Annotated in this window: 30 protein-coding genes; 20 read left to right on the top strand and 10 right to left on the bottom strand. The window is 27.2% G+C overall.

From position 1 onward, the window contains the following. Positions 1-77: 77 nt before the first annotated feature. The 3 genes from tsf to frr all read left to right on the top strand — a co-directional run bounded on the left by tsf (position 78) and on the right by frr (position 2,333). Positions 78-965 (top strand): translation elongation factor Ts, encoded by an 888-nt coding sequence (gene tsf, locus NON08_RS03630; RefSeq protein ID WP_256690127.1) that lies wholly within the window; start codon positions 78-80, stop codon positions 963-965. A 75-nt stretch (positions 966-1,040) separates the two neighbouring features. Then, positions 1,041-1,757 (top strand): UMP kinase, encoded by a 717-nt coding sequence (gene pyrH, locus NON08_RS03625; RefSeq protein ID WP_256690126.1) that lies wholly within the window; start codon positions 1,041-1,043, stop codon positions 1,755-1,757. Positions 1,758-1,772: 15 nt separating this feature from the next. Continuing rightward, positions 1,773-2,333: a ribosome recycling factor gene (frr, locus tag NON08_RS03620; RefSeq protein ID WP_256690125.1), complete on the top strand. Its 561-nt coding sequence runs from the start codon at positions 1,773-1,775 to the stop codon at positions 2,331-2,333. Between the two features lie 20 nt (positions 2,334-2,353). On the opposite strand, the gene modB is transcribed toward frr, so the two are convergent. The 3 genes from modB to NON08_RS03605 are packed head-to-tail and all read right to left on the bottom strand — an operon-like array spanning position 2,354 to position 4,462. Continuing rightward, entirely contained in the window at positions 2,354-3,004 is a 651-nt protein-coding gene (modB, locus tag NON08_RS03615; RefSeq protein ID WP_256691219.1) for a molybdate ABC transporter permease subunit, read from the bottom strand. Further along, positions 3,001-3,663, bottom strand: coding sequence for a molybdate ABC transporter substrate-binding protein (gene modA, locus NON08_RS03610; RefSeq protein ID WP_256690124.1), 663 nt, complete (start codon positions 3,661-3,663; stop codon positions 3,001-3,003). The genes modB and modA overlap by 4 nt, the downstream gene beginning before the upstream one ends. Positions 3,664-3,694: 31 nt before the next feature. Further along, positions 3,695-4,462 (bottom strand): type III pantothenate kinase, encoded by a 768-nt coding sequence (locus tag NON08_RS03605; RefSeq protein ID WP_256690123.1) that lies wholly within the window; start codon positions 4,460-4,462, stop codon positions 3,695-3,697. Positions 4,463-4,588: 126 nt separating this feature from the next. On the opposite strand from NON08_RS03605, the gene NON08_RS03600 reads away from it, so the two are divergent. Genes NON08_RS03600 through NON08_RS03575 form a run of 6 tightly spaced genes read left to right on the top strand, consistent with a single transcriptional unit; the run spans position 4,589 to position 10,586 of the window. Further along, positions 4,589-5,752 carry a nucleotidyltransferase gene (locus NON08_RS03600; protein WP_256690122.1) on the top strand — a complete coding sequence of 388 codons (1,164 nt, stop codon included), beginning with the start codon at positions 4,589-4,591 and terminating at the stop codon, positions 5,750-5,752. Positions 5,753-5,759: 7 nt separating this feature from the next. Further along, complete coding sequence (locus NON08_RS03595; protein ID WP_256690121.1) at positions 5,760-6,959, top strand: CCA tRNA nucleotidyltransferase; 1,200 nt, start codon at positions 5,760-5,762, stop codon at positions 6,957-6,959. Next, positions 6,956-8,248 carry an MFS transporter gene (locus NON08_RS03590; RefSeq protein ID WP_256690119.1) on the top strand — a complete coding sequence of 431 codons (1,293 nt, stop codon included), beginning with the start codon at positions 6,956-6,958 and terminating at the stop codon, positions 8,246-8,248. The genes NON08_RS03595 and NON08_RS03590 overlap by 4 nt, the downstream gene beginning before the upstream one ends. 9 nt (positions 8,249-8,257) lie before the next feature. Next, positions 8,258-9,373 carry a ComEC/Rec2 family competence protein gene (locus NON08_RS03585; RefSeq protein ID WP_256690118.1) on the top strand — a complete coding sequence of 372 codons (1,116 nt, stop codon included), beginning with the start codon at positions 8,258-8,260 and terminating at the stop codon, positions 9,371-9,373. A 33-nt stretch (positions 9,374-9,406) separates the two neighbouring features. Continuing rightward, positions 9,407-10,006: a site-2 protease family protein gene (locus NON08_RS03580; protein ID WP_256690117.1), complete on the top strand. Its 600-nt coding sequence runs from the start codon at positions 9,407-9,409 to the stop codon at positions 10,004-10,006. A gap of 4 nt (positions 10,007-10,010) precedes the next feature. Beyond that, a complete protein-coding gene (locus NON08_RS03575) occupies positions 10,011-10,586 on the top strand; it encodes an IMPACT family protein (RefSeq protein WP_256690116.1) in 576 nt (191 codons plus the stop codon). Positions 10,587-10,603: 17 nt separating this feature from the next. Here NON08_RS03575 and NON08_RS03570 read toward each other — a convergent pair whose 3' ends face one another. Further along, complete coding sequence (locus NON08_RS03570) at positions 10,604-11,287, bottom strand: TIGR02206 family membrane protein (RefSeq protein WP_256690115.1); 684 nt, start codon at positions 11,285-11,287, stop codon at positions 10,604-10,606. A gap of 15 nt (positions 11,288-11,302) precedes the next feature. Next, positions 11,303-11,923: a ribonuclease H family protein gene (locus NON08_RS03565; RefSeq protein WP_256690114.1), complete on the bottom strand. Its 621-nt coding sequence runs from the start codon at positions 11,921-11,923 to the stop codon at positions 11,303-11,305. A gap of 173 nt (positions 11,924-12,096) precedes the next feature. Between NON08_RS03565 and rpmE the strand changes: the two genes are divergently transcribed. Further along, positions 12,097-12,309, top strand: a complete 213-nt coding sequence (gene rpmE, locus NON08_RS03560) for a 50S ribosomal protein L31 (RefSeq protein WP_256690113.1) — start codon at positions 12,097-12,099, stop codon at positions 12,307-12,309. A gap of 56 nt (positions 12,310-12,365) precedes the next feature. Further along, entirely contained in the window at positions 12,366-12,989 is a 624-nt protein-coding gene (gene upp / locus NON08_RS03555) for a uracil phosphoribosyltransferase (RefSeq protein ID WP_256690112.1), read from the top strand. 24 nt (positions 12,990-13,013) lie between these two features. Here the strand turns inward: upp and NON08_RS03550 are convergent, their stop codons facing one another. From NON08_RS03550 to NON08_RS03540, 3 genes are read right to left on the bottom strand one after another with little or no spacing between them, the layout of a single operon-like run. Next, positions 13,014-13,436: a MarR family winged helix-turn-helix transcriptional regulator gene (locus NON08_RS03550; protein ID WP_256690111.1), complete on the bottom strand. Its 423-nt coding sequence runs from the start codon at positions 13,434-13,436 to the stop codon at positions 13,014-13,016. Then, entirely contained in the window at positions 13,429-14,436 is a 1,008-nt protein-coding gene (locus NON08_RS03545) for a hypothetical protein (RefSeq protein WP_256690110.1), read from the bottom strand. Before NON08_RS03545 ends, NON08_RS03550 begins: the two co-directional genes overlap by 8 nt. After that, the gene (locus tag NON08_RS03540) at positions 14,426-15,493 is read right to left on the bottom strand and encodes an HlyD family secretion protein (protein WP_256690109.1); all 1,068 of its coding nucleotides are present in this window, start codon (positions 15,491-15,493) and stop codon (positions 14,426-14,428) included. The genes NON08_RS03545 and NON08_RS03540 overlap by 11 nt, the downstream gene beginning before the upstream one ends. 146 nt (positions 15,494-15,639) lie before the next feature. Between NON08_RS03540 and NON08_RS03535 the strand changes: the two genes are divergently transcribed. The 3 genes from NON08_RS03535 to NON08_RS03525 are packed head-to-tail and all read left to right on the top strand — an operon-like array spanning position 15,640 to position 19,198. Further along, on the top strand, positions 15,640-16,593 hold the full coding sequence (locus NON08_RS03535) for a glycosyltransferase family 2 protein (RefSeq protein WP_256690108.1): 954 nt from the start codon (positions 15,640-15,642) through the stop codon (positions 16,591-16,593). A gap of 11 nt (positions 16,594-16,604) precedes the next feature. After that, positions 16,605-17,690, top strand: a complete 1,086-nt coding sequence (locus NON08_RS03530) for a polysaccharide pyruvyl transferase family protein (protein ID WP_256690107.1) — start codon at positions 16,605-16,607, stop codon at positions 17,688-17,690. A gap of 8 nt (positions 17,691-17,698) precedes the next feature. Further along, on the top strand, positions 17,699-19,198 hold the full coding sequence (locus NON08_RS03525; protein ID WP_256690105.1) for an oligosaccharide flippase family protein: 1,500 nt from the start codon (positions 17,699-17,701) through the stop codon (positions 19,196-19,198). Between the two features lie 3 nt (positions 19,199-19,201). Here the strand turns inward: NON08_RS03525 and NON08_RS03520 are convergent, their stop codons facing one another. After that, positions 19,202-19,750 carry a DUF308 domain-containing protein gene (locus NON08_RS03520; RefSeq protein WP_256690104.1) on the bottom strand — a complete coding sequence of 183 codons (549 nt, stop codon included), beginning with the start codon at positions 19,748-19,750 and terminating at the stop codon, positions 19,202-19,204. Between the two features lie 133 nt (positions 19,751-19,883). Between NON08_RS03520 and NON08_RS03515 the strand changes: the two genes are divergently transcribed. Continuing rightward, entirely contained in the window at positions 19,884-21,074 is a 1,191-nt protein-coding gene (locus tag NON08_RS03515) for a pyridoxal phosphate-dependent aminotransferase (protein ID WP_256690103.1), read from the top strand. Between the two features lie 23 nt (positions 21,075-21,097). On the opposite strand, the gene ruvC is transcribed toward NON08_RS03515, so the two are convergent. Next, a complete protein-coding gene (gene ruvC, locus NON08_RS03510; RefSeq protein WP_256690102.1) occupies positions 21,098-21,673 on the bottom strand; it encodes a crossover junction endodeoxyribonuclease RuvC in 576 nt (191 codons plus the stop codon). Between the two features lie 119 nt (positions 21,674-21,792). Between ruvC and rfaE2 the strand changes: the two genes are divergently transcribed. The 5 genes from rfaE2 to trxA all read left to right on the top strand — a co-directional run bounded on the left by rfaE2 (position 21,793) and on the right by trxA (position 26,397). Then, positions 21,793-22,254 (top strand): D-glycero-beta-D-manno-heptose 1-phosphate adenylyltransferase, encoded by a 462-nt coding sequence (gene rfaE2, locus NON08_RS03505; protein ID WP_256690100.1) that lies wholly within the window; start codon positions 21,793-21,795, stop codon positions 22,252-22,254. 7 nt (positions 22,255-22,261) lie between these two features. Then, the gene (tsaE, locus tag NON08_RS03500) at positions 22,262-22,738 is read left to right on the top strand and encodes a tRNA (adenosine(37)-N6)-threonylcarbamoyltransferase complex ATPase subunit type 1 TsaE (RefSeq protein WP_256690098.1); all 477 of its coding nucleotides are present in this window, start codon (positions 22,262-22,264) and stop codon (positions 22,736-22,738) included. After that, positions 22,719-23,390, top strand: a complete 672-nt coding sequence (gene tsaB, locus NON08_RS03495) for a tRNA (adenosine(37)-N6)-threonylcarbamoyltransferase complex dimerization subunit type 1 TsaB (RefSeq protein WP_256690097.1) — start codon at positions 22,719-22,721, stop codon at positions 23,388-23,390. The genes tsaE and tsaB overlap by 20 nt, the downstream gene beginning before the upstream one ends. 16 nt (positions 23,391-23,406) lie before the next feature. Beyond that, positions 23,407-25,995 (top strand): FAD-dependent oxidoreductase, encoded by a 2,589-nt coding sequence (locus NON08_RS03490; protein ID WP_256690096.1) that lies wholly within the window; start codon positions 23,407-23,409, stop codon positions 25,993-25,995. A gap of 87 nt (positions 25,996-26,082) precedes the next feature. Next, a complete protein-coding gene (gene trxA, locus NON08_RS03485; RefSeq protein WP_023051537.1) occupies positions 26,083-26,397 on the top strand; it encodes a thioredoxin in 315 nt (104 codons plus the stop codon). The last annotated feature ends 83 nt before the right edge of the window (positions 26,398-26,480 follow it).

The following is a 26,480-nucleotide window of genomic DNA, read 5'->3' as shown; positions in this document are numbered from 1 at the left end:
AATGGAATTGAGGGCATAGCCCTCAATTCCTTGTACTATATAGATATGTAGAAATTCTAAAAATTTAGGAGGAAAAAATGGCAGAGATTACAGCAAAATTAGTAAAAGAACTAAGAGATAGAACTGGTGCTGGAATGATGGATTGTAAAAAAGCATTAGGAGAAACAAACGGAGATATCGAAAAAGCGATAGACTTACTAAGAGAGAAAGGTATTGCTAAAGCTGCTAAAAAATCAGGAAGAACAGCTGCTGAAGGATTAATATTCGATGGTGTTTCTGCTGATCACAAAACTGCAGTAGTATTAGAGTTTAACTCTGAGACTGACTTCGTTGCTAAAAACGATGAGTTCAAAGCTTTAGGAGCAAAAATGGTAGAGATCGCTTTAAGACCAGAGATCAAAACTGTTGAAGATTTAAAGGCTGCTGAAATTGATGGAGTTACAGTTGAAACAACTATAACTAACTTAATCGCAAAAATTGGAGAGAACATGTCTCTAAGAAGATTTGAAAAAGTAACTACTGAAGGGTTTGTAACAACTTACAACCATTTAGGAGGAAAATTAGGAGTTATCGTTGAGATGACTGGAGAAGCAACAGAAGCTAACATAACAAAAGCTAAGGATATTGCAATGCACGTAGCAGCAATGGATCCTAAATATGTTGACAGATCAGTTGTAACAACAGATGATTTAGATAGAGAGAGAGAGATTTCTAGAAAGCAATTAGAAGCTGAAGGAAAACCTGCTCAAATTATCGAAAAGATTTTAGTTGGAAAAATGAACAAGTTCTATGAGGAGAGCTGTTTAGTTGACCAAATTTTCGTAAAAGCTGAAAATAAAGAGACAGTTGCAGAGTACGCAGGAGATATTAAAGTAGTTTCTTTCGCTAGATATAAAGTTGGAGAGGGAATCGAAAAAGAAGAAGTAGATTTCGCAGCAGAGGTTGCAGCTCAACTTAACGCGTAATACAACAAAGTATAGGGGTGCGACTAAGCACCCCCTTTTTTTAAGCTAAATATGATAATAGAGGAGAGTTTTGAAATGACGCCAATTTATAATAGAATTCTATTAAAATTAAGTGGAGAAGCTTTAATGGGAGATCAAGAGTTTGGAATATCTTCAGAAACAATAACTTCTTATGCTAAGCAAATAAAAGAGATAGCAGACTTAGGAGTAGAGATAGGGATAGTTATCGGTGGAGGTAACATATTTAGAGGGTTATCTGGAACTGAACAAGGAATAGACAGAGTAACTGGAGATCACATGGGTATGTTAGCAACAGTTATAAACTCATTGGCTCTTCAAAACGCAATTGAGTTATTAGGAGTACCAACAAGAGTGCAAACAGCAATCGAAATTCCAAAGGTGGCTGAACCTTTCATAAAAAGAAAGGCTCAAAGACATTTAGAGAAGGGGAGAGTTGTAATATTTGGTGGTGGAACAGGTAACCCTTATTTCACAACTGATACAGCAGCAGCACTTAGAGCAATAGAGATTAATGCAGATGTTGTAATAAAAGCAACTAAGGTTGATGGAATCTATGATAAGGATCCTGTGAAATTTGCTGATGCAAAAAAATACACTGAAGTAACTTATACTGAAGTTTTAAATAAAGATTTAAAAGTTATGGATGCAACAGCAATCTCTTTATGTAGAGAAAACAAATTACCAATAGTTGTATTTGATTCATTAACAGAGGGAAATATAAAAAGAGTAGTTCTTGGAGAAAAAATAGGAACAACTGTAATAAACGGATAATTTTAGGAGGGTAAAATGAGCGCACAAGTAATAATGAATGATTGTAAAGATAAAATGGAAAAAGCTATCGAATCTACAAAACATAAATTTGCATCAATAAGAGCAGGTAGAGCTAACGTTTCAATGTTAGATGGAATAAAAATAGAGCAATATGGATCATTAATGCCATTAAATCAAGTTGGAACTGTATCAGCTCCAGAAGCTAGATTATTAGTAATCGATCCTTGGGATAAATCAGTTATACCTACAATTGAAAAGGCAATAATGACTTCGAATTTAGGATTAACTCCAAATAACGATGGAAAAGTTATTAGATTAATGATACCAGAGTTAACTGCTGATAGAAGAAAAGAGTACGTAAAATTTGCTAAATCTGAGGCAGAAAATGGAAAAGTAGCAGTTAGAAATATCAGAAAAGATATGAATAATAACTTAAGAAAGTTAGAGAAAGAAGGAGAAATAACTGAGGACGATTTAAAGAGATTTGAAGATGATGTTCAAAAGTTAACAGATGCAACAATTAAAACAATTGATCAACTTCTAGCTTTAAAAGAAAAAGAGATTACAACTGTATAATATTGAAAAGAGAGCTAAGTTTAGCTCTCTTTTTTTGTAAGTAAAATATATGAAGCTAAAAATATTCCACTAAAAAATAAAAGAATTATTAAAACTTTATTAGCTAAAAAATAATTTCCTGATTCAATAGCTGAATAAAGAGCTAAAGGTAATGTCTGTGTTTTACCAGGAATATTTCCAGCAATTAAAATAGTAGCTCCAAACTCTCCAAAAGCTCTACCAATACCTAAGATAATACCAGAAAAAACTTTTCTATAACCCAAGGGGAGATAAACGTATTTAATCATGTTAATTTTAGAGACGCCAAGACACTGAGCTGTTTCAATATACGCTTTATCAATTGTATCAAAAGCTACTTTTATACTTTGATAAATTATAGGTAAAGAAACTATGATTGCTGCAATTGCAGCTCCTTCAAAAGAAAAAATAAATCTAAAATTAAAGAAATTATAGAATATTTTTCCTAAAAAGCTATTTTTTCCTAGAAATATAATTAACATGTATCCAATAACAGATGGAGGTAAAAAAATAGGTAAAGTTATTAAAAATTCAATTATTTTTTTTAAATTATTTCTTCTTTTTAAAGAGAAATAAAAGAAAATACTAAAAAATGTATTAAATACAAAAGATATAAAAACTATAGATAACGATATTTTTAAGGCGCTAATCATTCCCAATTTTTACCTCTTAAAAAATTTAGAAATCTTTCAGAATCTTCTTTATTTTTAGTAGTTTTTGAAATACCAATTGAATATTCAATTGGTTTATGAAGAATTTTTGGGAAAACTTCAATAACTTCAGAATTTTTTAGCAACTTTGTATCTGTTAAATAGACTATCCCAAAATCAGCTTCTCCTAACTCAACATAAGAAAGAACACTTCTAACATCTTTTCCATAAACTAGAGAATATTGTTTTAAAGGTAAGTTATTTAAAACTTCAGAAGCATACTGACCTGCTGGAACATATTTAGGATCGCCTATAGCTAAAATACCTTCATTAGAAGAAGTCTTATTATTTTTTATTAAAACTAAAGAGTTTTCTAAAATAACTTCCTCATCGAATAAATAGTTATTATTTTTTAAATCAATCATATAATCTCTATTTGCAAGAAATATAATGTCAACCTCTCCACCTTGTTCAAGCTGTCTTTTTAAAGTGCCAGAGCCACCTAAGTTTAAAGAGATAGTAAGATTTGGATCAATCTTCTTATTATACTCTTCAATATTTTTTTCTAAATACTCTTTTAAAGATGCAGCACCACTAATTAAAATTTCTTTTGAAAAGATTGACTGAGTTAAAATAATGAATAGAAAAATAATTTTGTACATAAATACCCCCCCTGAATTTATTTTTATTTACTTATTTATTCATTTGATAAAGAGTATAAAGCCCTCTTATGCTTAGTTCAGGACAGTACTCATCGATTTCTTGGATTTCAGCAAAAAGTATTTTTCCAAGACCTCCAGTAGCTATTATATATGGATCTGGAACAATTTTTTTAATTTCATGGATAATATTTTTTAGTTGTCCAGCATATCCATAGAAAATACCGGCTTGAATTTGTTCAGCAGTATTTCTTCCTAGAACACTTTCAGGAGTACTAAATTTAACTTTTGGAAGTTTTGCAGTATTTCCAAATAGAGCATTTATAGACATCTCTATCCCTGGAAGAATTCCTCCTCCAATATAAACTCCATCCTTTAAAACTTCATAAGTAGTAGCCGTACCTAAATCAAAAATTACAAGATTTCTATTTGGATAATCAATAATAGCTTGAGCGATATCAATTATTCTATCAGCTCCAAAACCATTTATTTGTAAATTTTCAGCAAAAGAAAAAGGTAGTTTTAAATTTAAATCTATAATCATAGGTTCAATTTTAAAATATTTTCTTCCTAAAAATTGAAAGATTCCTATTAAATTTGGAACAACAGACGATATAACAATACCATTTAAATTTTTAATTTCAACACCGTTAAAATCACATATATTTTTTAAATATGAAAAGTATTCATCCTCTGTTAATTTTTCATTTGAAGATACTCTGAAACTAAGTAAAACTTCACCATTTGGATCAAGTAAACCAGTAACAATATGAGTATTTCCAATATCTACAGCTAAAAGCATGTAATCACCGCCTAATAAAAATTTAGATAATCCATATTATAAACTATAATTAAAAAAATGTAAATTTTTCTCGGATAAATTATTTAAATGAATTATAATATAAAAAATAGAAAATGAGGTGTGTATATGAAAAAACCCGTTGGGATCGTAGTAGAATATAATCCTTTTCATAATGGTCATAAATATCATTGTTTAAAGGCAAAGGAATATGGAGACGTAGTTGTAGCTGTTATGAGTGGAGATTTTGTTCAAAGAGGAGAACCGGCTTTAATAGATAGATGGAGCAGAGCAGAATTAGCTTTGAAAAATGGAGTAGATATAGTTGTTGAATTACCAATATTTTATTCTACTCAAAGTGCAGAGATATTTGCAAGGGGAGCTGTAGGAATTTTAAATTTAATGAAAGTTCAAAAAATAGTTTTTGGGTCTGAATCTGGAGATGCTGAAAAACTTATAAAAAGAGCTAAATTAGAAGAAGAAGATAAGTTTAAGCAAGAGTTAAAAAAACAGCTAAAAGAAGGATTTTCATATCCTACAGCTTATTCAAATACTTTAAAATATTTGAATAAGGAGGAAGAAATTGAATCTAATGATATCTTAGGAATAGAATATATAAAGGCTTTGAAGTTTTGGAAAAGTCAAATAGAACCAATAGCAATAAAACGAGAAAAAAGTGGATATTATTCTGAAGGTGTAGAAGATGGAATATCAAGTGCTACAGGAATTAGAAAAAAACTTAAGTTAGGAGAAGAGATAAAGGAGGTTGTTCCTCTAACAACATATGAAGTTTTAAAAGATGCATTAAAAAAGAATAAGTTTGCAAAATTAGAGGACTTTTATGAATTAATAAGATATAAAATTCTATTAGAAAAAGATAGATTAGAATTAATTCAAGATATAGAACAAGGATATGAAAATAAAATTTATGAAGCAGCATTATCATCACAAAATTTTGGAGATTTTTTTGAAAAAATAAAGAGTAAAAGATATACTTTAGGAAGAATACAAAGAATTTTAATTCACATTTTATTAGGATTAAAAAAAGAAGAAACAAAAAATGTAAAAGAGAAAATTCCATATATAAGAGTACTTGGATTTACAAAGATTGGACAAGAGTACTTAAAAGAGTTAAAAGAAAATGATGTAGAAATTTTAACTTCCTTAAAAAACATACAAAAAAATTTAGAGAAAGAATCGCTAAAATTTTTAGAACATAATGAAGTTGCTAGTAAAATATATTCAATAATAAATCCTTATAAAGAAAGAAAAATACCTATAATTATAAAGTAGAGGTAATATGAAAAAAATAATATTAACAAAAGATATAGAAATGATACTAGACGTATTAAATAAATTTGGAAAGGGATATATAGTAGGAGGTTATATAAGGGATTATTTATTGGGATTAGAACCGAAGGACTGTGATTTTTGTACAGATATAGAGTATGGGAAGTTAAAAGAAATATTTAAAGATTATTCACCAAAAGAGATAGGGAAAGCATTTGGAATAATTCAAATAGATTTTAATGGTAAAAAATACGAGATAGCTAAATTAAGAAAAGATATAAAATTTACTAACTTTAGAAATATACTGGAAATAGAGTTTGTAGAAGATATAAAAGAGGATTTGAAAAGAAGAGATTTTACAATAAATGCTATCGCATTTAATGGAAAAGAACTTATATATAATTCTTATTTAGGAAAGAAAGATATAGAAAATAGAATATTAAGATTTGTTGGAGAGGGAGAGGAGAGAATAAAAGAAGATCCACTTAGAATACTTAGAGGTATTAGAATAGCTGGAGAGAAAGAGTTGATAATTTTTGAATCAACTAAACAGGATATTTTAAAATGCAAAAAAGAAATAAAAAGAGTTGCAATAGAAAGAGTTCAAGACGAATTTTTTAAGATATTAAAAGGCAAAAAATCAAGTAATTCTATTATGCTTTTAAAGTCCTTAGGCATATTAAAAGAGTTGTTTCCACAAACTAATAGAGAAATAAACGAAAATAATATTTTAAACAAACTAAAAAAAATAGATGGATATAAAAATGAAGATTTAATTTTAAAATTATCAATTATATTTCTAAAAAGTCAAAAAGAATTGGAAATTTTAAAGTTAGATAATAAAACTAAAAAATCTATTTTAAATATAATAAACAATATAGATAATATAAATAAAGAATCTAGTTCTTATGAAATAAAAAAACTGATCTTAAAGATTGGAATTGATGATTTTAAAAGTATATTAGAAATAAGGAAATTAAACGAAGATTTTTTAAATGTAATAATAAAATTTAAAAAAATTATAAAAGATAAAGAACCAATTTTTTTAAAAGACTTATTAATTTCAGGAGATGATTTAATAAGATTAGGAATAAAGGATGGTAGAAAAATAAAGAAATATTTGGATGAAAGTTTAGAGATAGTTTTAAAAAATCCAAAATTTAACATAAAAGAGTACTTATTAAAAAGAATTGAGGAGGACATAATTTGAAAGGAAGAATACCTTTAACAACACAAATATTTTATGGAGTAGGAGTAAGCTATGCTATTGTAGATCAAATATTTGCACAATGGATACTATACTTTTATCTTCCACCAGAAAACTCAGGACTTAAGCCATTTTTAACACCAGTTTTAATTTCCTTAGCTTTGGCTATTTCAAGAGTTGTAGATATGATTTCTGATCCAGTAGTAGGATATTTATCAGATAAGTTTAATAGTAAATGGGGAAGAAGGATACCTTTTATTGCAGTTGGAGCAATACCTTTAGCAATAACAACAGTAGCTTTCTTTTATCCACCTTTAACAAGTGAACAGGGAACATTTATATATTTAGCTTTAGTAGGGTCATTATTTTTTACTTTTTATACAATAGTTGGTGCTCCATACAATGCTTTAATACCAGAAATAGGTGAAAACTCAGAAGAGAGATTAAATTTATCTACATGGCAGTCAGTTTTTAGATTATTATATAGTGCAATTGCAATGATTTTACCTGGAGTTTTAATTAAGTATTTTGGCAAAGGTGATACATTAGTTGGTATTAGAGGAATGGTTATATCTTTAAGTATTTTATGCGTTTTAGGATTATATGTAACTGTCTTTTTAGTTCCAGAGAAGAAATATTCAAGGCCTGTTGAACATGTAGGAAATATAAAAGAAATTTTAAAAGAGGTAGTTAAAGACAAAGATTTTAGAAATTATTTATTTGGATTGTTATTTTTCTTTGTAGGATTTAATTCATTGCGAGCTATGATGAATTACTATGTAGAAGATATAATGGGATATGGAAAAGAAACAATAACTATAGCATCAGCGTTATTATTTGGGGCATCAGCATTATTTTTCTATCCAGTTAATAAGCTTTCTAGAAAATTTGGATATAGAAAAATAATGCTGGGATCTCTAATAGGTTTGATATTGTTAACAGTAGCTTTAGCTCTTCTAGGACAATTAATTCCAGTTAAATATGGATTTTTAATATTTGCACTTTTAGGAATACCTATCTCAGGAGCAGCTTTTATATTTCCTCCTGCAATGATGAGTGATATTAGTGAAAAAATAAGTAAGCGAATAAATAATAGAATTGAAGGGGTTTGTTTCGGAATTCAAGGTTTTTTTCTTAAAATGGCTTTTTTAGTTTCAATTGTTATATTACCATTAATGTTGGTTTTAAGAGGAAGTGGAGAGGTAACAAAATTTGGAATTTACTCATCAGCATTATTTTCAGCAGTATCTTTTGTAATCTCATATATATTTTATTTTAAATATAATGAATAGGAGGGAATGTTGAAAAAAACAGAAATTGGGACATTAATTATAATTTTTGTCTCAATTTTCTTTTTTAGGTTATTTTGGGTAACTTTTAAGGAGGGAATTGAGATTGGGGATTATGTTGAAATTACAGGGAGAGTTGAGGCAGGAAAAGGGAAAATAGAAAAAATTAATAATCAGTTCCCGATAAAAAATATCTATTTTATTGTAGATAAAGTTGCTGATGGAGAAAAAAATATTTATGGAAAAATAACAAAAATTAAGTATTCAAAGTGGGGAGTAAAATATAAAATAGAAGTCGAAAATATTAAAGATGAAGTAAATTTTTTTAAAGAATTTTTTATAAAAAAAATAAAAAGAATTACTGAAAAATATTCTATAGATTTAGAGAATTTTTTAAGAGCTACTATTTTAGGAGAGGGGTATCTTTTAGATGAATATTTGAAAGATAAGTTTAGATATACTGGAACAGCTCATTTGCTTGTAATATCTGGACTACATATAGGGATTATAGTATCAGGAATGATTTTTTTATTTTTAAAATTAAATTTAAAGAAACAGAATCGTTATATAATAGTATTTATAATTTTAACATTATATGTTTTTTCAATTGGAAAATCACCGTCTGTATTTAGAGCATATATAATGGGGATAATTTACTTACTTGGAAATATTTTATATGAAAAGGTAGATAGTAAAAAAAGTTTTATTCTAGCTTTTTGTATTTCACTTTTAATTTATCCCACATGGATTTATTCATTATCTTTTTGGATGTCTTATGTGGCAGTTTTTTCAATAATTTTTATTTATCAAAGAATACCGAAATTTAAAAATAAGATATTACTTTTAGAAAAGATATTAAATTTAATATTAATGACTTTTGTAATTCAGATATCAATGACTCCTATTTTTTATATATATTTTCGAAGTATACCGCTACTTTCATTTTTTAGTAATATTTTCATAATTCCTATTGCATCATTTTTAATGATTTTAAGTTTTTTAGCGCTTTTTTTATCAAATTTTTACTTAGAATTTCTTATTACTCCATTAGTGAACTACACTTATATTTTTTTAATAGAAATTATATATTTTTTTAGTGAGATTCCATATTTGACTTTAGAATTATAATTATGTTAAGCTATCTAAGCGAGGTGATAATTAATGATTATTTTTAAAGTTATAATTTTACTTTTTTCTTTAGTATTACACGAATTAGCTCATGGATATATGGCCCTTTTTTGTGGTGATAAAACAGCTAAGCATTCAGGAAGATTATCTCTTAATCCATTAAAACATTTAGATCCGATAGGAGCATTAATACCAATATTTATGCTTTTAAGTGGTGCTAAATTTATAATTGGATGGGCAAAGCCAGTACCTGTAAATTACTTTGCTTTAAGAAATGGAAGAATAGGGGAATTTCTAGTTTCAATAGCTGGAGTATTAACAAATTATTTATTAATGATATTAGGAGCAATATTAATAAGATATTCTATAATACCCTTTAATGATTTATCAATTTACTTTATTATAATAAATATGGCTTTAGGAACATTTAATCTATTACCTATTCCACCACTAGATGGTTCAAGGGTGCTTGCATCATTTTTAAATGATGAAAATAGAATTAAAATATTTACACTAGATACATATGGGATTTTATTTATAGTGGCTTTAAGTTATTTTGGGGCTTTAAATATAATAATGTCTCCTATATATAATATATTATTAGAGTTTGTAGATTTTATAATTAGGAGTTAAATAAATGAAAAGTATAAAAAAAGCAGTAAGAATAGAATTTGAAGAGAGAAAATCAAAGTTTATAGGCTATGCTAAACCTATTTCTACGAAAGAAGAAGCAGAAGATTTTATAAGTATGATAAGAGAAATACATCCAGATGCAACTCATAATTGTACAGTATATAGAGTTATAGATAATGGTCAAGAGTATTTTAAGGCAGATGATGATGGAGAACCAAGTGGAACAGCGGGTAAACCTATGGGAGAAATATTAACATATATGGAAGTAAATAATGTAGTCGTGGTAGCTACAAGATACTTTGGAGGAATAAAATTAGGGGCTGGTGGACTAGTTCGTAATTATGCTAAAACTGCAAAGTTAGCAATTTTAGAAGGAGAGATAATTGAGTTTATTGAAAGATATGAATGTATTTTGGATTTTTCATATGAGAAAATTAATGAAGTAGAATCACTCCTTATAGAAGGGAATGAAGAACTTTTAAATAAAGATTTTAATGAGAGAGTGACATATAGAGTGAAAGTATCTAATGAAACTTTGGAGAAGCTGCAAGAAATAAAGGATATTTTAATAATAAAGTGAAAAGCAGGTAGAAATTTCTACCTGCTTACTTTTATTTTATAATCTTTTTTTTTGAATAAAAATAATAGAAAGAGTGTAAGTGTAATGTATGCAAATTCAACTACTATTATATAATAAGGCCAATCTCCAAAGTAATTTAAAGGAGATGAGAAAGTGGGTTTTCTATTTATATAAAGATAGTTTGTTCCAAGAACGCTATTAATAAAGTAAACACCAGCTGCAATTATATTTAATCCAAGAAAAGATCCAGTCCAAGATTCAAGTGATGGTCTTAAATTAAAGATTTTATATTCAGTTATAGCAACAAAAATTATATAAAAATGTGTAGAGAAGAAACTTATATTAAAAAAATGTGGAAAAGTTTCTCGTACTTCAGGAGTCAATAGTGCAAAGACTGCTCCAATTGACCAAAAAAATGTTGCGTATAAAAATGGGGTGAATCTAAATATAGATCCAAATACAGCAAATATAAGTGTAATATTACAAAGGTGTAGGGGAAGTAGTTGATACCAAGCTTCTCCAATAAGCTTATATCTAATAAATAACTCACCACATTTTATTAATAGTATGACAAAAGAAATAATTCTCATAACTTTTTTTGGTTGTGGATTATATGCTACCCCAATATAAAGAAATAAAAAAAGTAAAGAATATCCTAAAAGGTAAAAAAGATGTAGCTTATCAAATAGTTCAAACTCCATGTATTCCTCCTAAAATTATTTATGAAAACCTAAATCTGCAGGATTAATATCTCCAGATATGTGTTGAATAGTTCCACCTAAACTTTCAAACTGTTTTCTTTTTTCTGTAGTTTTTTGAATAAGATTTATAGTTTTTTCATTAAGCGTCGCTTTATTATAATGCCCTTTAGACCAATAATCAATAATTAATTTACTATCTCCAAAAATTTTAAAATTTCGCTTTCTTAAAGCTATATCAATTGCTAAGTAAATCCCAATTAATTCACCATAATTATTTGTACTTTCTGAAGGTGCTAAGTAATTTCCAAATTCATTTATCATTTTTTCTGGCAAAATATTATCAAGTAATGAGTTTCCAAAGCGATTTGTTACTCTAACCTCAACACCAATCCCTCGTCCTGTCCCAGCATCAAAATAAATGGCATCTTCTAAATTTGCTTTAGCTTCTTGTATCTTTAGTTTTTTATCTTCATAAAGGCCACCATTTTTTAACCATTCTTTTGCCTCGATTTCATTTTTAAACGATTTATATCTTGCACTTTTTCCTTTAGTTATACTTTGACACTCAGCCCAAGATGTAACTACTCCAGAGTAATTTTCTTTATCTATGATAAAAGCATAATATTTTATAGCCATAATTCTCCTTTTAAAGTTTTATAATATTTTATCATAAAATTAAAAAAAAATAAAAAGAAAGGAGAAAAAAATAGTAAAAAACTTTATTCTTTTAGTAAAAAAATGTTGCAAAAGTTAAAAAATTATGATAAAATCTTTACGATAAATAGAAAGATTTTAGGAAGGTGAAATTAATGAGAAAAGGAATTCATCCAGAGTACAAAGTAATAACTGTTGATTGTACATGTGGAAACAAATTTGAAACAAGATCAACTTTAGCAAAGGGAGACGAGCTTAAAATAGCTGTTTGTTCAAACTGTCACCCATTCTACACTGGAAAAGCTAAGTTCGTAGACGCAGCTGGAAGAGTAGAGCAATTCAACAAGAAGTTTGGATTAAAGAAATAAGAAAACGGGACTATGTCCTGTTTTTTTTTAAAGTAATATAAACTAGGGAGGTTAAAATGGCTGTAATAGAAATAAATCATCCGCTAATACAACATAAATTAACATTATTAAGAAATAAAAATACGGATACAAAATCATTTAGAGAAAATTTAAATGAAATATCTAAGCTGATGACTTATGAAGTAACAAAAAATTTGGTTTTAGATGAGATTGAGGTAGAAACTCCTCTAATGAAAACAACTGGATATACTTTAGGAACAAACATCGCAGTTGTACCTATTTTAAGAGCTGGATTAGGAATGGTAGATGGAATAGTATCTTTAATTCCAACGGCTAAAATAGGTCATATAGGAGTTTATAGAGATGAAGAAACTTTAGAACCAGTATATTATTATTGTAAACTTCCTGTAGATGTTCAAAATAAACAAGTTATATTAGTAGATCCAATGTTAGCAACAGGAGGATCAGCAATATACGCAATTGATTACTTAAAAAATGCTGGAGTAAAAAATATAGTATTTATGTGTTTAGTAGCAGCTCCAGAAGGAATAGCAAAGGTTTTACAAACTCATCCAGATGTAGCAATTTATACTGCTAAAATTGACCAAGGATTAGATTCTAACGGTTATATTTATCCTGGATTAGGAGATTGTGGAGACAGAATATTTGGTACAAAATAATTAAAAATAGCTGAAAATTTTCAGCTATTTTTTTATTTCTTTATTTTCTAGAAAATTTAAAATTTTAGTTAATTCTTTTGCATTATTTTTATCTAAAATAGATTGAAAGTGTTTATCAAGTTCATCTATAAATTTTTCAACGTGTTTTCCAATTTGTTTTCCTGAATCGGTCAAAGAAACAGAAAAGCTTCTAGCATCACTGTCAGAAGGTGATTTAAATATATATCCTAGTCCTTCTAATTTTTTTAAAGTTTTACTAATAGCTGGTTTTTCAATAAGACCTAAATCAACGAGTTGTGTGGGTGTTATTTTTTTTAATTCTTTAATTTTTAAAAGTATAATACCTTGAGAAGATTCTAAATTAAAAGGTTTTAAGCTATCATTAAGGTGTTTCTTTTGTAATCTATTTATTCTTGAAATTAAAATAGGTATTTTAATTTTATTCATTATAACCTCCTTGGATAAATAAAAGAAATTTTGTTAAAAACATCGAAAAAATCAAAATGATTGTGATTTGTAAGGCTCTAGTTGAAGCTTTTGTAACAATATCACCATAAGGTGTAAGATATAAACATATTGGAAGTATAATTGCTCTAATTATTCCAAAGAAAAAAATTCTTTGAAAAGATGTTTTACCATAATATCCTAAAAAAATTAAAGGATATATAAAAATTATAAGAGAAAAAGCAAAAATAATTGGGTTGTTACTGATGCCATTTATAAAAAATGAAAATATAATTGCTAAAAAACATCCTAAACTGTGAATAATAATATTTAAAAAAGATAGTTTATGGATTTTTTCTAAATTTAAATTAGTATATATTCCAGCTAAAGTTGCATAGGCAAAAAAAGTATCTCTAATGTCGAAAAACATATATGCTAACCATAGAGAATAAACAATAGTAGTTATTTTTAAAATATGAAAAATATTTTTGTGAATATCTTCTCGTTGTAGTTTTTTTTCTTCAGGATTTTCCTTTCCTGTGGGAAATATAATTAATAATGCCCAGCCAATAAGTCCACCTAAAATAGTCACCCAAATTATATCGGTAACCATATTCTCAACTATTTTATCATTATAAGTAGCATATATACTAGTAAAAGAATAGCCTAAAATACCACTTCTAATTCCAGTTGGATGTTTATAAGAGAAAAAAAAGCAACTGAAAAATATAGCAAATGTAAAAATTGCAAAAGCGGGAAGATTTTCTCTAAAAATTTCTGTAAATAATAAACCTATGGCTGCAAAAAATGAAATCCACCAATAATTTTTTAAAAAAGTTTTAATAGAAAATTTTTTCATTGTAGTAACAATGCCAAAAGCAATTATAGGAATTTGAAAATTAAAAGAAAAATTAGTATACTTACTCAATAAAATTCCAATAGTAATAGCTAAAAGGCTTCTAAAAATATCTGGAATAAAGTTAAGGTTATCGTTAGTAGACATAGTTAAACACCTTAATTATATTTATCCAAAATTTAGCTAAAAAATTAAAAAAAGTATTATTATTTTCAGAAAGAAGAATAACAGAAGCCATAGAACCACTAGACAAATCTTTTATAGTTTCTGAATTTTCCACAATAATAGAAACTCTAATCTTACCGTTATCTCTAATCCAACGGTTATCATTGGGAATGTTAACAAGAGCATTTGAAGGACTATATCCTTGAGCTAAAATAGGACTTATATTTTCTACGGTTCCTTTAAAAATAACTCCAGGAATTCCATCAAATAAAATTAAAGCTTTTCTGCCAGAGACAATAGATTTTATATTCTTTTCTTTTAAATCTACATTGATTTTTAAAATATTGTCATTTTTTATATAAAATAAAGGAGTATTTTCTTTAATAGATGTATTTTGATAAAAATTTTCCATGACTACTTCCCCATTAATTGGAGAAAGAATTGTAGTGTCTTGAAGGTTAATTGAAGCTTTTTTTAGAGCTCCTTTAGCAATTAAAAGAGCGGGAGTAGAATTTTCATCAATCTTATATTTAGTTAAAAGATTTTCTAAAACTCCTTCACTATTTTTTAAAGTTTTCTCAGCTTCTAAAACTTTTGTTTTCATATTATCTAAGTCTATTTCACTAATAAAAGTTTTTTTATAAAGAGATTCAAATTTTAGAAGTTCATTTTTATTACGTTGATAGATATTCTTATTTTTTTCTACAATAATTTTATTTTTTTCAATGTCACTTTTTAAAGTTTTAATAGAGTCTAAAGCTTCATTGTAATGTCCTAATGCTGATAAATAAGAAGCTTTATAAATTTTACTATCAATGCTAAATAAAGGCTGGTTTATATTTACAAATTCTCCATTTTTAACAAAAATTTGATCAACACTTCCAGAAACTTGGCTATAAACAGGAGCTATTTGATATTCTAAAAATGCTCTAGAAGAGTAAGGAATATTCATTTGGAATGTAACCGAAAGAAATAAAAAAACTAAAAAACTAAAAAAGATACCTATATAAATAAAAATAGCTTTTTTCTTATAAATCATAAAATCACTCCTAAAAACAAATTAGTTTCCTAGGAAACTAATTTCAATTTTACTATTTTTAAGAAAAAAATACAAGATAAATTTATTTGAATTATTATATTTATCATTATATAATTTAAAACAAAATTAAATAGTGGAGGAATAGAATGTTAAGCGTTATAATTCCGGCTTATAATGTAGAAAAATATATTGAAAGATGTGTAACTTCGGTTTTAAATCAAAATTTGAAAGACATTGAAATAATAATAATAGATGATGGTTCTAAAGATAAAACAGCTGAAATTTGTCAAAAGTTATCTCAAAAAAATAAAAATATAGTTTTTAAACAAGTTAAAAATGGAGGATGTAGTGCTGCTAGAAATATAGGCCTTTCAATAGCTCAAAGCAAATACGTAGCTTTCTTAGATTCAGATGATTGGGTAGATTTAAATATGTATGGAGATATGATTAATGAAGCAGAAAGAAATAAAGCAGATATTGTTATATGTGGATTTAAAAAAATAGATGAAAATTTTAATTTACTTTCAACAGTTAAAGTTGATAAAAAAAATACCAAAAATGATTATATGGATTGTACTACGGAATGGTTTGCTTCTCCTTGTAATAAAATTTATAGAAAAGATATATTAAAGAAAAATAGTATTGAATTTCTATTAAATGTTTATACTGGAGAAGATATGTTTTTTAATTTTATATGTTTTTTTTATAGTAATAAAATAGTGTCTATCGATACTCCATATTATAATTATTTTATGAATCAAAACTCTGTATCTAACAATTATAGAAATAGAACAGATATTTATATAGTAATAGATGAATTGATAAAATTTTATATAGATAAAGGAGTGTATGAAGAAAATTTAAATAAAGTTAGGGAATGCTTTAAATATCATGGTATAATGTATCCCTTTGATGTACTTCAAAAATTGAATGAAAATAAAGTTGAAAATTGGAAAAGGTTTTATAAAGAAATAAAAGAACAAATAAGAAGGTTTAAAAAAATAGAAACACTAAATATAAAACTATATTATTACTATAGAATTTTTAGATTAAAAATGATGAGGTTTAAACAATTGAAAAAATTGTTAACAAGAAAATAGGGTGAGGGATAGTGAAAAAAATATTAATAAAAGCTTATGCACAGTTGAATTTAGGAGATGATCTTTTTATAAAAATGCTTTGTGAAAGATATAAAGATACTGAATTTTATCTTTTTGCAACTCCTGAATATGAAAATTTAAAAGGAATACAAAGCAATAACTTAAAAATATTGTATAATAATACTTTTGCTAAAAAAATATTATTTCGTCTAGGAAGAAAATTTGGTGTATCAAACATATTAGAGGACTTAAAAGCAAAAGAATTAGATGGAGTTGTTAATATAGGAGGATCAATTTTCATAGAAAATGATTTTTCAAAAGAAGATTTTAAAGTTAGAGAAAGAAATTTAGAGTTTGGAAAAAATTATTTTGTTTTAGGTGCTAATTTTGGTCCTTATAAAAATGAAAATTTTAAAAATATGTACCATGAATTTTTTAAAAAATGTAATGATGTATGTTTTAGAGAAAGATATTCATATGAATTATTTAAGGATCTTGAAAATGTTAGATTCGGAAAAGATATTGTATTTAGTTTAAAACAAGAACCTCTTGAAAATGAAAATTATGTTGTATTTTCAATAATTTTACCTTCTGCAAGACCTGGTTTTAATGGAATAGAGTCAGAGTATTTTAATAGATTAAAATCTTTAACTTTAGAAATTATAAAAAGTGGTAAAAATGTTAAATTTATGTCTTTTTGTCAAGGAGAAAAGGATGAAGAAGCTATAAAAAGACTGTTTAATATGATTCCTAATGATCAACATAAATATATAACTAAATATTTTTATAGAGGAGATATGAATGAAGCTTTAAATATTTTAAATAAAGCAGATAGTATTGTAGCAACAAGATTCCATGCAATGATATTAGGGTTTGTTCTAAAAAAACCAGTGTTTCCAATAGCTTATAGCAAAAAAATGACAAATGTTTTAGAGGACTTAGATTTTAAACAAAATTTTGTTTCATTAGATAATCTTCAAGGATTAAATTATGAAAAATTTAAAGAAAATGAAGCTTTATCTCCAAATGTAATAACAAGAGCAGCACAAGATGGAGAAAGACACTTTTTAAAATTAGATGAATTTTTAAAAAGTTAGAGGTGAATATGGTTAGAAATGAATTAAAAATAGGGACAGCTCTTTCAATGATGACAATAATAGTGAGCTCAATTATTCAAATAGTTTATACTCCACTATATATGAGATATTTAGGACCGGCAGATTATGGTATAAACTCTTTAGTTCAGTCCATAATGGGATATATATCTATTTTGAATTTAGGATTAGGGAATACTATGTTGAGATATACAACTAGGTACCGAGCGGAAGGAAAACTAGAAGAAGAAAATTCTTTAAATGGAATGTTTTTAATAATTTTTTCAATTTTAATGACTATAGCTTTTGCTATAGGAGGATATATTTATTTTAATATAGGAAATTTTTTTGGAACTAGATTTACTTTGGAGGAGCTAGAAAAAACAAAGGCTGTATTTTTAATATTAGCTTTAAACGTAGTTATATCTTTTCCAATGGGAATATTTTCAACAAATATTACATCTAAAGAAAAATTTATATATCAAAGAGGAGTTAAGTTAGCTACAGTGATATTAAATCCAATTGTAGGAGCATTGCTTATGATAAATGGATTTGGCTTAATTGCTGTAACTATTTCTACAGTTTTTTTTGCATTTATTTCTTATATATTTGATATGATTTATGCTTTTAAGTTAGGAATGAAAATAAAATTTTCTAGATTTGATAATAGCATTTTAAAAGAGATATTTATATATTCATTTTTTATATTTTTAAATGTTTTAATTGACCAGATTTATTGGGGAACTGATAGAGTTATAATTGGAAAATATGTTGGTGTTCAGGGAATTGCAATATATTCTGTAGGAGCTATTTTCAATACTTTATATATGGGATTTTCATCAGCAGTTTCTGGAGTTTTATTTCCAAGAATAAATCGTTTAATAGCAGAAAATAAGCAAACTGAAGTTGATGAGATGTTTTTAAAAGTAGGAAGATTACAGTATATTCTTTTAGGTCTTATCTCATCAGGGTTTATATTGTTTGGAAAAGATTTTATAATTTTATGGGTTGGAAAAGATTATACAGAGGCATATAATATAGCGTTATGGATAATGATTCCTCTTACAGTGCCATTGATTCAAAGTACTGGAGTAAGTATAATGCAAGCTAAAAATATGCATCAATTTAGATCAATAGTTTATTTTATAATAGCTATTTTAAATTTAATTTTAAGTATTATATTTGTAAAAAAAATTGGAGTAATTGGTTGTGCTGTAGCAACTGGTTTATCTTTTATACTCGGTCAAATATTGGTGATGAATATATATTATAAGGTTTCGGTAAAATTAGATATAGTTAGATTTTGGAAAAATATTTTGAAGATGTCTATACCAATTGGTTTAGTTATGATTTTTGGATTTGTTTTGAATAAATATTTAAATGAGGTGAACTATTTTAATTTTCTAATTAAAATATCTATTTATACTGTTTTATATGCAACACTATTATGGTTCATGGCTTTAAATACTTATGAAAAATCTCAAATATATATTTTGAAAAAGAAAAAGTGATGCTTAAACATCACTTTTTTTATTAGTAATATATTCTTCTGTTAAAAAATGGATTCCTAAAAATAGAATATACCAACCAAAAACCACATAAACAGCTTTGTCTGTCAATAATGGTAATACAATAATTAAAGAACCAAATAAAAAGTGCAATAAACCTTTTACAATTACTAAAACTTTGATTTTAGCATTGGTATTTTCCCAAGATGTAAGTTTATTATCCCTTCCTAAAATTAAAATTAGTCCTTTTAAACAAAGAAGACTTCCAATGTAACTTGTAAAAAATAATTGACTAGTAAAGGTATTTAAAAGAATAACAGCCACAGATATAAGCTCGATTAATCCTTCACCAAATACAAGACCCCAGTGGAAATACGGTGTTTTTCGATTAGTCATAGAATAGAAAATATGATAAATACCATTTAAGAACAAAACAGTACTTAAGATATATTCAATATTTTGATTAAAAAATCCCATATTACTAATACCAAGAGCACCAATTAAAACATAAAAGATACCTAAGATTAAGAAAAAAGATTTGAATTTTACTTTCATTTTAAATTATCTCCTTAAAGAATAGTTAGTGATTGAATTATATCAGAGTTTAGAAAACACTTCAATTAAAAAAAACTTCACATAAATGCGATAGATTGATATAATATTAAAAAAGTTTTTTTAGGAGGGACAGATGTTTTCAAAAAATATACAAAATTTAAAAACATCTCCAGTGAGAGAGTTAATACCATATTCAAAAAAGGCTAAGGATGCTGGTGTAGATATAATACATTTAAATATAGGTCAACCAGATTTAGAAACTCCAAAGGAGTTCTTTGAAGCAATAGAGAATTTTGGAGAGAGAACAATAGCTTATTCGGACTCATCAGGGAGAAAAGAGTTGATAGACTCAATAAAAAAATATTATAATAATTTAGGAATAAATTATGAAAATGATGAAATACTAATAACAGCAGGTGGAAGTGAAGCTTTATTATTTACGCTAATGACACTTTTCAATGCTGGAGAAGAAGTTCTAATACCAGAACCATATTATGCAAATTATAACAGTTTTTTTGCTATGTTAGGAATTAAAGTTGTGGGAATTCCTACAAAATTTGAGGAAAACTTTAAACTTCCAGAAAAAAGAGTAATTGAAAATTTAATTACAGAAAAGACAAAAGCTATAATGTTTTCAAATCCGGGAAATCCTACAGGATCAGTTTACTCGAAAGACGAGCTTTTAATGTTAAATGAAATATCAAAAGATAGAAATTTATTTTTAATAAGTGATGAAGTTTACAGAGAATTTATTTATGATGGAAAGGATACAGTTAGTTGTGGAACTTTCGTAGATAATTTAGATAGAATAATACTTATAGATTCTATTTCAAAAAGATTTTCAACATGTGGTGCAAGAGTTGGAACAATATTAAATAAAAATAAAGAGTTTATGTCTTATATTTTAAAGTTATGTCAATCAAGACTATCAATATCAACTCTTGATATGGTTGGAGCAGAAGCATTATATAGATGTATGGGGAAGGATTACTACGAAGCTGTTAATAAAAAATATATGGAAAGAAGAGATTTCCTATATGAAGGATTAAATAAAATAGATGGAGTAGTATTAAATAAACCAGAAGGAGCATTTTATTGTATCGTTGAACTTCCTGTAAAAGATGCAACAGATTTTTCTAAGTGGTTACTTGGTGAGTTTTCATATGAAAATTCAACAGTTATGTTAGCACCGGCAAAAGGTTTCTATCAAAATGAAGAGTTAGGATTAAATAAAATTAGAATATCGTATGCTTTAGAATTAGATAGATTAGAAAAAGCGATAAAAATAATAGAGTTAGGATTAAAAAAATATAATAGTAAATAAAAAAACGCTAGTTTTCTAGCGTTTTATTTTTTTAAAAGAAGTTCTCTAAATTCTTTAGCGGTCATTCGGTTGCTTTTGATTTCTTTTTCAACTTTTACAGACGCGGCTACTTTAGGAGCGTATAAAGAGTTTGTAAGAGAGTTGATATGTGTAATAGCTACAGCAATAGCATCAGCGGCATCGTCAGGTTTAGGAATTTCTTCTAACTTTAAAATTTTTTGAACCATAAGTTGTACTTGTTTTTTATCTGCTTTACCATAACCAGTAATACCCATTTTAACTTGAAGTGGTGTATAACTTTCTATTTGTAAATTATTTTTTTTACCAGCTAGGATTATAACACCTCTAGCTTGTCCAACACTAATAACTGTTTTATTATTTTTAAAAAAGAAAAGTTCCTCAACAGCCATGAATTGTGGAGCATAAAAATCTATAATCTCTTCAAGTTCGTTAAAAATTTGTAAAAGTCTATCTTCCATAGGAAGATTTTTATCAGTGAAAACACATCCGTATTTTATCAAATTAATTTTATTTTCTTTATAATCTACAATTGAATACCCAACGATTGCAGTACCAGGATCAATACCTAAAATTCTCAAAAAAATCACCTCTAAAATAGTTTAACATGAGATAAGAAAAAAAACTAGGAGATGTATATAAGTTTAAAAATTATGGTATAATAGAAAACATAAAAAGATAGCATAATAGGAGAGTATATATGATTTTAAAAAGAGATATGGCGGCACAAATAATAGAAGAGTTAAAGATACAAAATAAAAAAGTAGTTTTTACAAATGGATGTTTTGACATTCTACATGTAGGACATTTAACATATTTAAATGAGGCTAAAAGACAAGGGGATATACTTGTTGTTGGAGTAAATTCAGATGCGTCTGTAAAAAGATTAAAAGGTGAAAGTAGGCCAATTAATAGTGAATTAGATAGAGCTGAAATGCTTTGTGGTTTAAAAGCTGTAGATTATACAGTTATATTTGAAGAGGATACTCCTTGTGAGTTATTAGATGAATTAAAACCTTCAATTCATGTAAAAGGAGGAGATTATACAAAGGATGATCTTCCAGAAACAAAAATTGTAGAGAAAAATGGTGGAGAAGTTAGAATTTTAGGGTTTGTAGAGGGGAAGTCTACAACGAATATAGTTAATAAGATACAAGGATAGGTGAATTATGAAAAAAATATTAACATTTGATGAAATCAATATATTAGCTAAAAAACTAGCAGATTATGTTTCACCAAATACAGTAGTGGCGCTAATAGGTGATTTAGGAACAGGGAAAACAACGTTTACAAAAAATTTTGCAAAAGCTTTTGGAATAGATGATAGTTTGAAAAGTCCGACATTTAACTACGTTTTAGAGTATTTGGATGGAAGATTGCCTCTTTATCATTTTGATGTGTATAGATTAGGAAGTCCAGAAGAGATTTATGAAATTGGTTATGAAGATTACATAAATAATGATGGAGTAGCTCTTATAGAGTGGGCAAATATAATTGAAAGTGAGTTGCCTAAAAAATATATAAAGATAGAGTTTGAATATGCTTTAGATATAGAAGAGCAAGAGGTTAGAAGCGTTAGTTTAGAGTATATAGGAGATAAAGAAAAAGAGGAGGAGATGTTAAAATATGTTGATTTTAGCAATTGATACATCTACAAATATAGGAACAGTAGCTATCTATGATAATAAAAAAGGTGTTGTTGGAGAAATAACTTTAAATGTAAAGCAAAATCACTCAGCAATAACAATGACAACAATAGATACATTATTTAATTTAACTGGAATAGATAAAAAAGAGATTGATAAAATTGCTGTAAGTACAGGACCAGGTTCATTTACTGGAATAAGAATTGGAGTAGGGTTAGCTAAAGGATTAGCATATGCCTTAAAAAAGCCAATTGCTGGAATAAATGAATTAGATTTACTTGCTAATACGTATAATGGTGATAAAAAAGTTATAGCAATGTTAGATGCAAGAAAGGAAAGAGTATTCTCTGGAGTATATAAGAAAAAGAATGATGCCTTTATGTTAGATGGAGAATATATGGCTGAAGAATTAGAGAATATATTAAATATTGTGGATGAACAAACTGTATTTGTTGGAGATGGAGCATCTGCATACGAAGATATAATAAGAGAAAAACTAGGAGATAAATGTATATTTATTAAAAAATCTTTAAATATATCTAGAGCTTCTTTATTAGCTGAATTAGCTGAAAATAAAGAGGATAATTTATTTACTCTTGAGCCATACTATGTAACAAAATCTCAAGCTGAAAGAGAAAAGGAAGGTAAATAAATATCGAGGTGGGCTTATGAACTCTTTTAAATTAAAAGATGGAATCTATTGGATTGGAGCATTGAATCCAGATCTGAAAGTATTTGATGTAATTATGGAAACTCAATTTGGGACAACGTATAACTCTTATTTAGTTAAGGGAGATAAGAAAATAGCGGTTTTTGAAACTGTAAAAGAAAATAAATTCCAAGAGTTTTTAGAGAGATTAAAAACATGTTTAGATGACATCAGTAAAATTGATTACATCGTATTAAACCATACAGAACCAGACCATTCAGGATCTGTTGGAAAATTATTAGATTTAGCACCAAATGCTAAAGTTGTTGGATCAAAAAATACAATTGAGTTTTTAAGAGGTATATTAAATAAAGATTTTCCTCATATAATTGTAGGCCAAGATGACACTATATCTTTAGGAAATAAAACGTTGAAATTTATATCAGCACCATTTTTACATTGGCCAGATTCAATGTATACTTACATAGAAGAGGACAAATATTTAGTGACATGCGATTCCTTTGGGTCTCATTTTAGCTTTGATGGTATATTATTATCAAAAGTTCCAGTTGAAAGACATAAAGATTATATGGTTGCTTTAAGATACTATTATATGTGTATATTTTCACCTTTTAGAAAATATATGCTAGAAGGAATTGAAAAAATTAAAGATTTAAAGATTGATGCAATACTTCCTGGACATGGTCCTGTTCTAGATATTGATATTGATAAAATGATACAAACATATAAAAATTGGTCAACAGTAAAAAATCCAAATGAATTTAAAAGCATTATAATCCCGTATGCAACAGCTTATGGATACACAAGAGAGCTAGCTCAAGAAATTGAAAAAGGAATAAAAGATTACAATTCTACTATAGAAGTAAAAAGTTATGATTTAAATATAGATAACTTTGGAAAATTAGAAGGTGAGATTTTAAGAGAATTTCAATGGGCAGATGGGATACTATTTGGAAGTTGTACTATAAATGGAGATACATTACCAGTTATTTGGAATCTTTTAACATCGTTAAATCCAATTGTTCATGGTGGAAAATATGTATCAGCATTTGGAAGCTACGGGTGGAGCGGAGAAGCTGTTCCTAATATAATTTCTAGATTAAAAGAACTTAGAATGCGTGTTATAGATGGGATGAAAGTTAACTTTAGAGCATCTAGAAAAGATTTAGATACAGCATTTGAATTTGGAAAAGAGTTTGCAAAGCATATGTGTTTAAAAACACTCCCAGAAAAGGTGGTGGATACAGTTATGGAGAATTTAAATCCAGATAGAAAATTAATGAGATGGACATGTAGTGTTTGTGGAGAATCTTATGTTCAAATTGATCCCCCAGAGGTTTGCCCAGCATGTGGAGTTGGAAAAGAATTCTTTGTACCGTCACCGCTAGATAAAAAAATTGAAAAAAGTGATGCTGAAGAAAAAATAGTTATAATAGGTGGAGGAATTGCAGCTTTATCCACTGCTCAAGTAATTAGAGAAAGAAATGACAAAGCTAAGATAGTTATTTTATCTAAAGAGAAAGAGTATCCATATTATAGAACACTACTATCTGAAATGATTGGAGAAAATATTTCAAGAGAAAAATTCTTAGTAAAACCAGAAGAGTGGTATAAAGATAAAAAAATTGAAATCTCTTTGAAAAAAACAGTGGAAGATATAGATTCTAGAAATAAAATTATTAAAACAGAAGATGGACAAGAAGTATCGTACGATAAACTTGTTATAGCTACAGGAGCAAGAGCTATGGTTCCAAGCATTGGTAACTCTCATTTAGAAGGAATATTTACTGTTAGAAATAATGAGGATGTAGATGCAATTAAAAACTATTGCATTGGAAAGAAAAAAGCTGTTGTAATAGGTGGAGGAGTTTTAGGATTAGAATCAGCATGTGGACTTCAGAAATTAGGATTAGAAGTTTCTGTTGTTGAGATGATGCAAAGAATGCTTCCAAGACAACTTGATGAAGAAGGGTCAAAAATATTTGAAACATGTATTAATAAAAGTGATATAAAACTTTATAAAAACTCTAAGGCAGAAAAATTTGATGGGACTCAAAAAGTAGAGGGAATTCATTTAGATAGCGGAGAAGTAATCAAAGCAGATATTGTTATAATTAGTTCAGGAATAATTCCTAATAAAGAGTTAGCTGAAAAAGCAGGTATTGCTATTAATAGAGGAATAATTGTTAATGAAAAAATGGAAACCTCTATAAAAGATATTTATGCTTGTGGAGATGTGGCTGAATATAAGGGAAATGTAATTGGATTGTGGCAAATATCTTCAGATCAAGGAAAAGTAGCTGGACTTAATTCTATTGGAATTGATGAAAAATATGAAGATAAAATACAACCGGTTACTTTTGAAGGAATGGGGACAAAAATATTCTCAGCAGGCGGCGTTTTAGAAACTCAAGATTCTATTTGTGAAAGAGATTATGATGATTTAATCTATAAAAAATTAAACTTTAAAAATAATGAATTATCATCTGGAATATTAATTGGAGATATAGAAAAAGGTATAGTTATAATTAAAGGATTAAAAGATAAAGAAAAAAAAGGAAATCTATTAAAAAAGTTCTATAAATAGGTAGTAAATTAAAATTGACAAAAATAGTTGTCTATGTTAAAGTACAAATATATTTAAAGGAATATTTTCCATATTAAGGAGGAAAAAATGGGAAAGGTTTTAAGTTTAAATAATTCAAATTTTAAAGGTGAAGTTATTGAATCAAAAGGATTAGTATTAGTTGATTTCTGGGCTGATTGGTGTGGGCCTTGCAAAATGTTAGCGCCAATTTTAGAAGAGCTTTCAGGAGAAACTGAAGCAAAAATCTGTAAGGTAAATGTAGATGAAAGTGGAGACTTAGCAGGAGATTACGGAATTAGAAGTATTCCAACAATGATTATATTCAAAGATGGAGTTAAAGTTGATCAAATCGTTGGGTTAAGACAAAAGTCAGAGCTTTTAGAAAAATTGAATTCTTATTAAAATAATAAATAAAAAGGTTGCTACTGGCAACCTTTTTTGTTTTATGGTATAATTGAAATCAACATAAAATGGGAAAATGGGAG

Source organism: Cetobacterium sp. NK01 (assembly GCF_024506395.1).
Lineage (GTDB): Bacteria > Fusobacteriota > Fusobacteriia > Fusobacteriales > Fusobacteriaceae > Cetobacterium_A > Cetobacterium_A somerae_A.
Note: the sequence above shows the minus strand (reverse complement) of the source record. Positions and strands in the feature narration are given on the sequence as shown.

Excerpts from the sequence above, each read along its gene's own strand:
- pyrH (WP_256690126.1), top strand. The coding sequence starts at position 1,041 with ATGACGCCAATTTATAATAGAATTCTATTAAAATTAAGTGGAGAAGCT.
- NON08_RS03600 (WP_256690122.1), top strand. The coding sequence starts at position 4,589 with ATGAAAAAACCCGTTGGGATCGTAGTAGAATATAATCCTTTTCATAAT.
- NON08_RS03595 (WP_256690121.1), top strand. The coding sequence starts at position 5,760 with ATGAAAAAAATAATATTAACAAAAGATATAGAAATGATACTAGACGTA.
- NON08_RS03580 (WP_256690117.1), top strand. The coding sequence starts at position 9,407 with ATGATTATTTTTAAAGTTATAATTTTACTTTTTTCTTTAGTATTACAC.
- NON08_RS03605 (WP_256690123.1), bottom strand. The coding sequence starts at position 4,462 with ATGCTTTTAGCTGTAGATATTGGAAATACTCATATTGTTACTGGTTTA.
- modB (WP_256691219.1), bottom strand. The coding sequence starts at position 3,004 with ATGATTAGCGCCTTAAAAATATCGTTATCTATAGTTTTTATATCTTTT.
- NON08_RS03550 (WP_256690111.1), bottom strand. The coding sequence starts at position 13,436 with ATGAATAAAATTAAAATACCTATTTTAATTTCAAGAATAAATAGATTA.
- NON08_RS03525 (WP_256690105.1), top strand. The coding sequence starts at position 17,699 with ATGGTTAGAAATGAATTAAAAATAGGGACAGCTCTTTCAATGATGACA.
- trxA (WP_023051537.1), top strand. The coding sequence starts at position 26,083 with ATGGGAAAGGTTTTAAGTTTAAATAATTCAAATTTTAAAGGTGAAGTT.
- NON08_RS03575 (WP_256690116.1), top strand. The coding sequence starts at position 10,011 with ATGAAAAGTATAAAAAAAGCAGTAAGAATAGAATTTGAAGAGAGAAAA.
- rfaE2 (WP_256690100.1), top strand. The coding sequence starts at position 21,793 with ATGATTTTAAAAAGAGATATGGCGGCACAAATAATAGAAGAGTTAAAG.
- NON08_RS03565 (WP_256690114.1), bottom strand. The coding sequence starts at position 11,923 with ATGGCTATAAAATATTATGCTTTTATCATAGATAAAGAAAATTACTCT.
- upp (WP_256690112.1), top strand. The coding sequence starts at position 12,366 with ATGGCTGTAATAGAAATAAATCATCCGCTAATACAACATAAATTAACA.
- NON08_RS03535 (WP_256690108.1), top strand. The coding sequence starts at position 15,640 with ATGTTAAGCGTTATAATTCCGGCTTATAATGTAGAAAAATATATTGAA.
- rpmE (WP_256690113.1), top strand. The coding sequence starts at position 12,097 with ATGAGAAAAGGAATTCATCCAGAGTACAAAGTAATAACTGTTGATTGT.
- tsaB (WP_256690097.1), top strand. The coding sequence starts at position 22,719 with ATGTTGATTTTAGCAATTGATACATCTACAAATATAGGAACAGTAGCT.
- NON08_RS03545 (WP_256690110.1), bottom strand. The coding sequence starts at position 14,436 with ATGTCTACTAACGATAACCTTAACTTTATTCCAGATATTTTTAGAAGC.
- tsaE (WP_256690098.1), top strand. The coding sequence starts at position 22,262 with ATGAAAAAAATATTAACATTTGATGAAATCAATATATTAGCTAAAAAA.
- NON08_RS03490 (WP_256690096.1), top strand. The coding sequence starts at position 23,407 with ATGAACTCTTTTAAATTAAAAGATGGAATCTATTGGATTGGAGCATTG.
- NON08_RS03570 (WP_256690115.1), bottom strand. The coding sequence starts at position 11,287 with ATGGAGTTTGAACTATTTGATAAGCTACATCTTTTTTACCTTTTAGGA.
- NON08_RS03515 (WP_256690103.1), top strand. The coding sequence starts at position 19,884 with ATGTTTTCAAAAAATATACAAAATTTAAAAACATCTCCAGTGAGAGAG.
- NON08_RS03540 (WP_256690109.1), bottom strand. The coding sequence starts at position 15,493 with ATGATTTATAAGAAAAAAGCTATTTTTATTTATATAGGTATCTTTTTT.
- frr (WP_256690125.1), top strand. The coding sequence starts at position 1,773 with ATGAGCGCACAAGTAATAATGAATGATTGTAAAGATAAAATGGAAAAA.
- tsf (WP_256690127.1), top strand. The coding sequence starts at position 78 with ATGGCAGAGATTACAGCAAAATTAGTAAAAGAACTAAGAGATAGAACT.
- NON08_RS03520 (WP_256690104.1), bottom strand. The coding sequence starts at position 19,750 with ATGAAAGTAAAATTCAAATCTTTTTTCTTAATCTTAGGTATCTTTTAT.
- modA (WP_256690124.1), bottom strand. The coding sequence starts at position 3,663 with ATGTACAAAATTATTTTTCTATTCATTATTTTAACTCAGTCAATCTTT.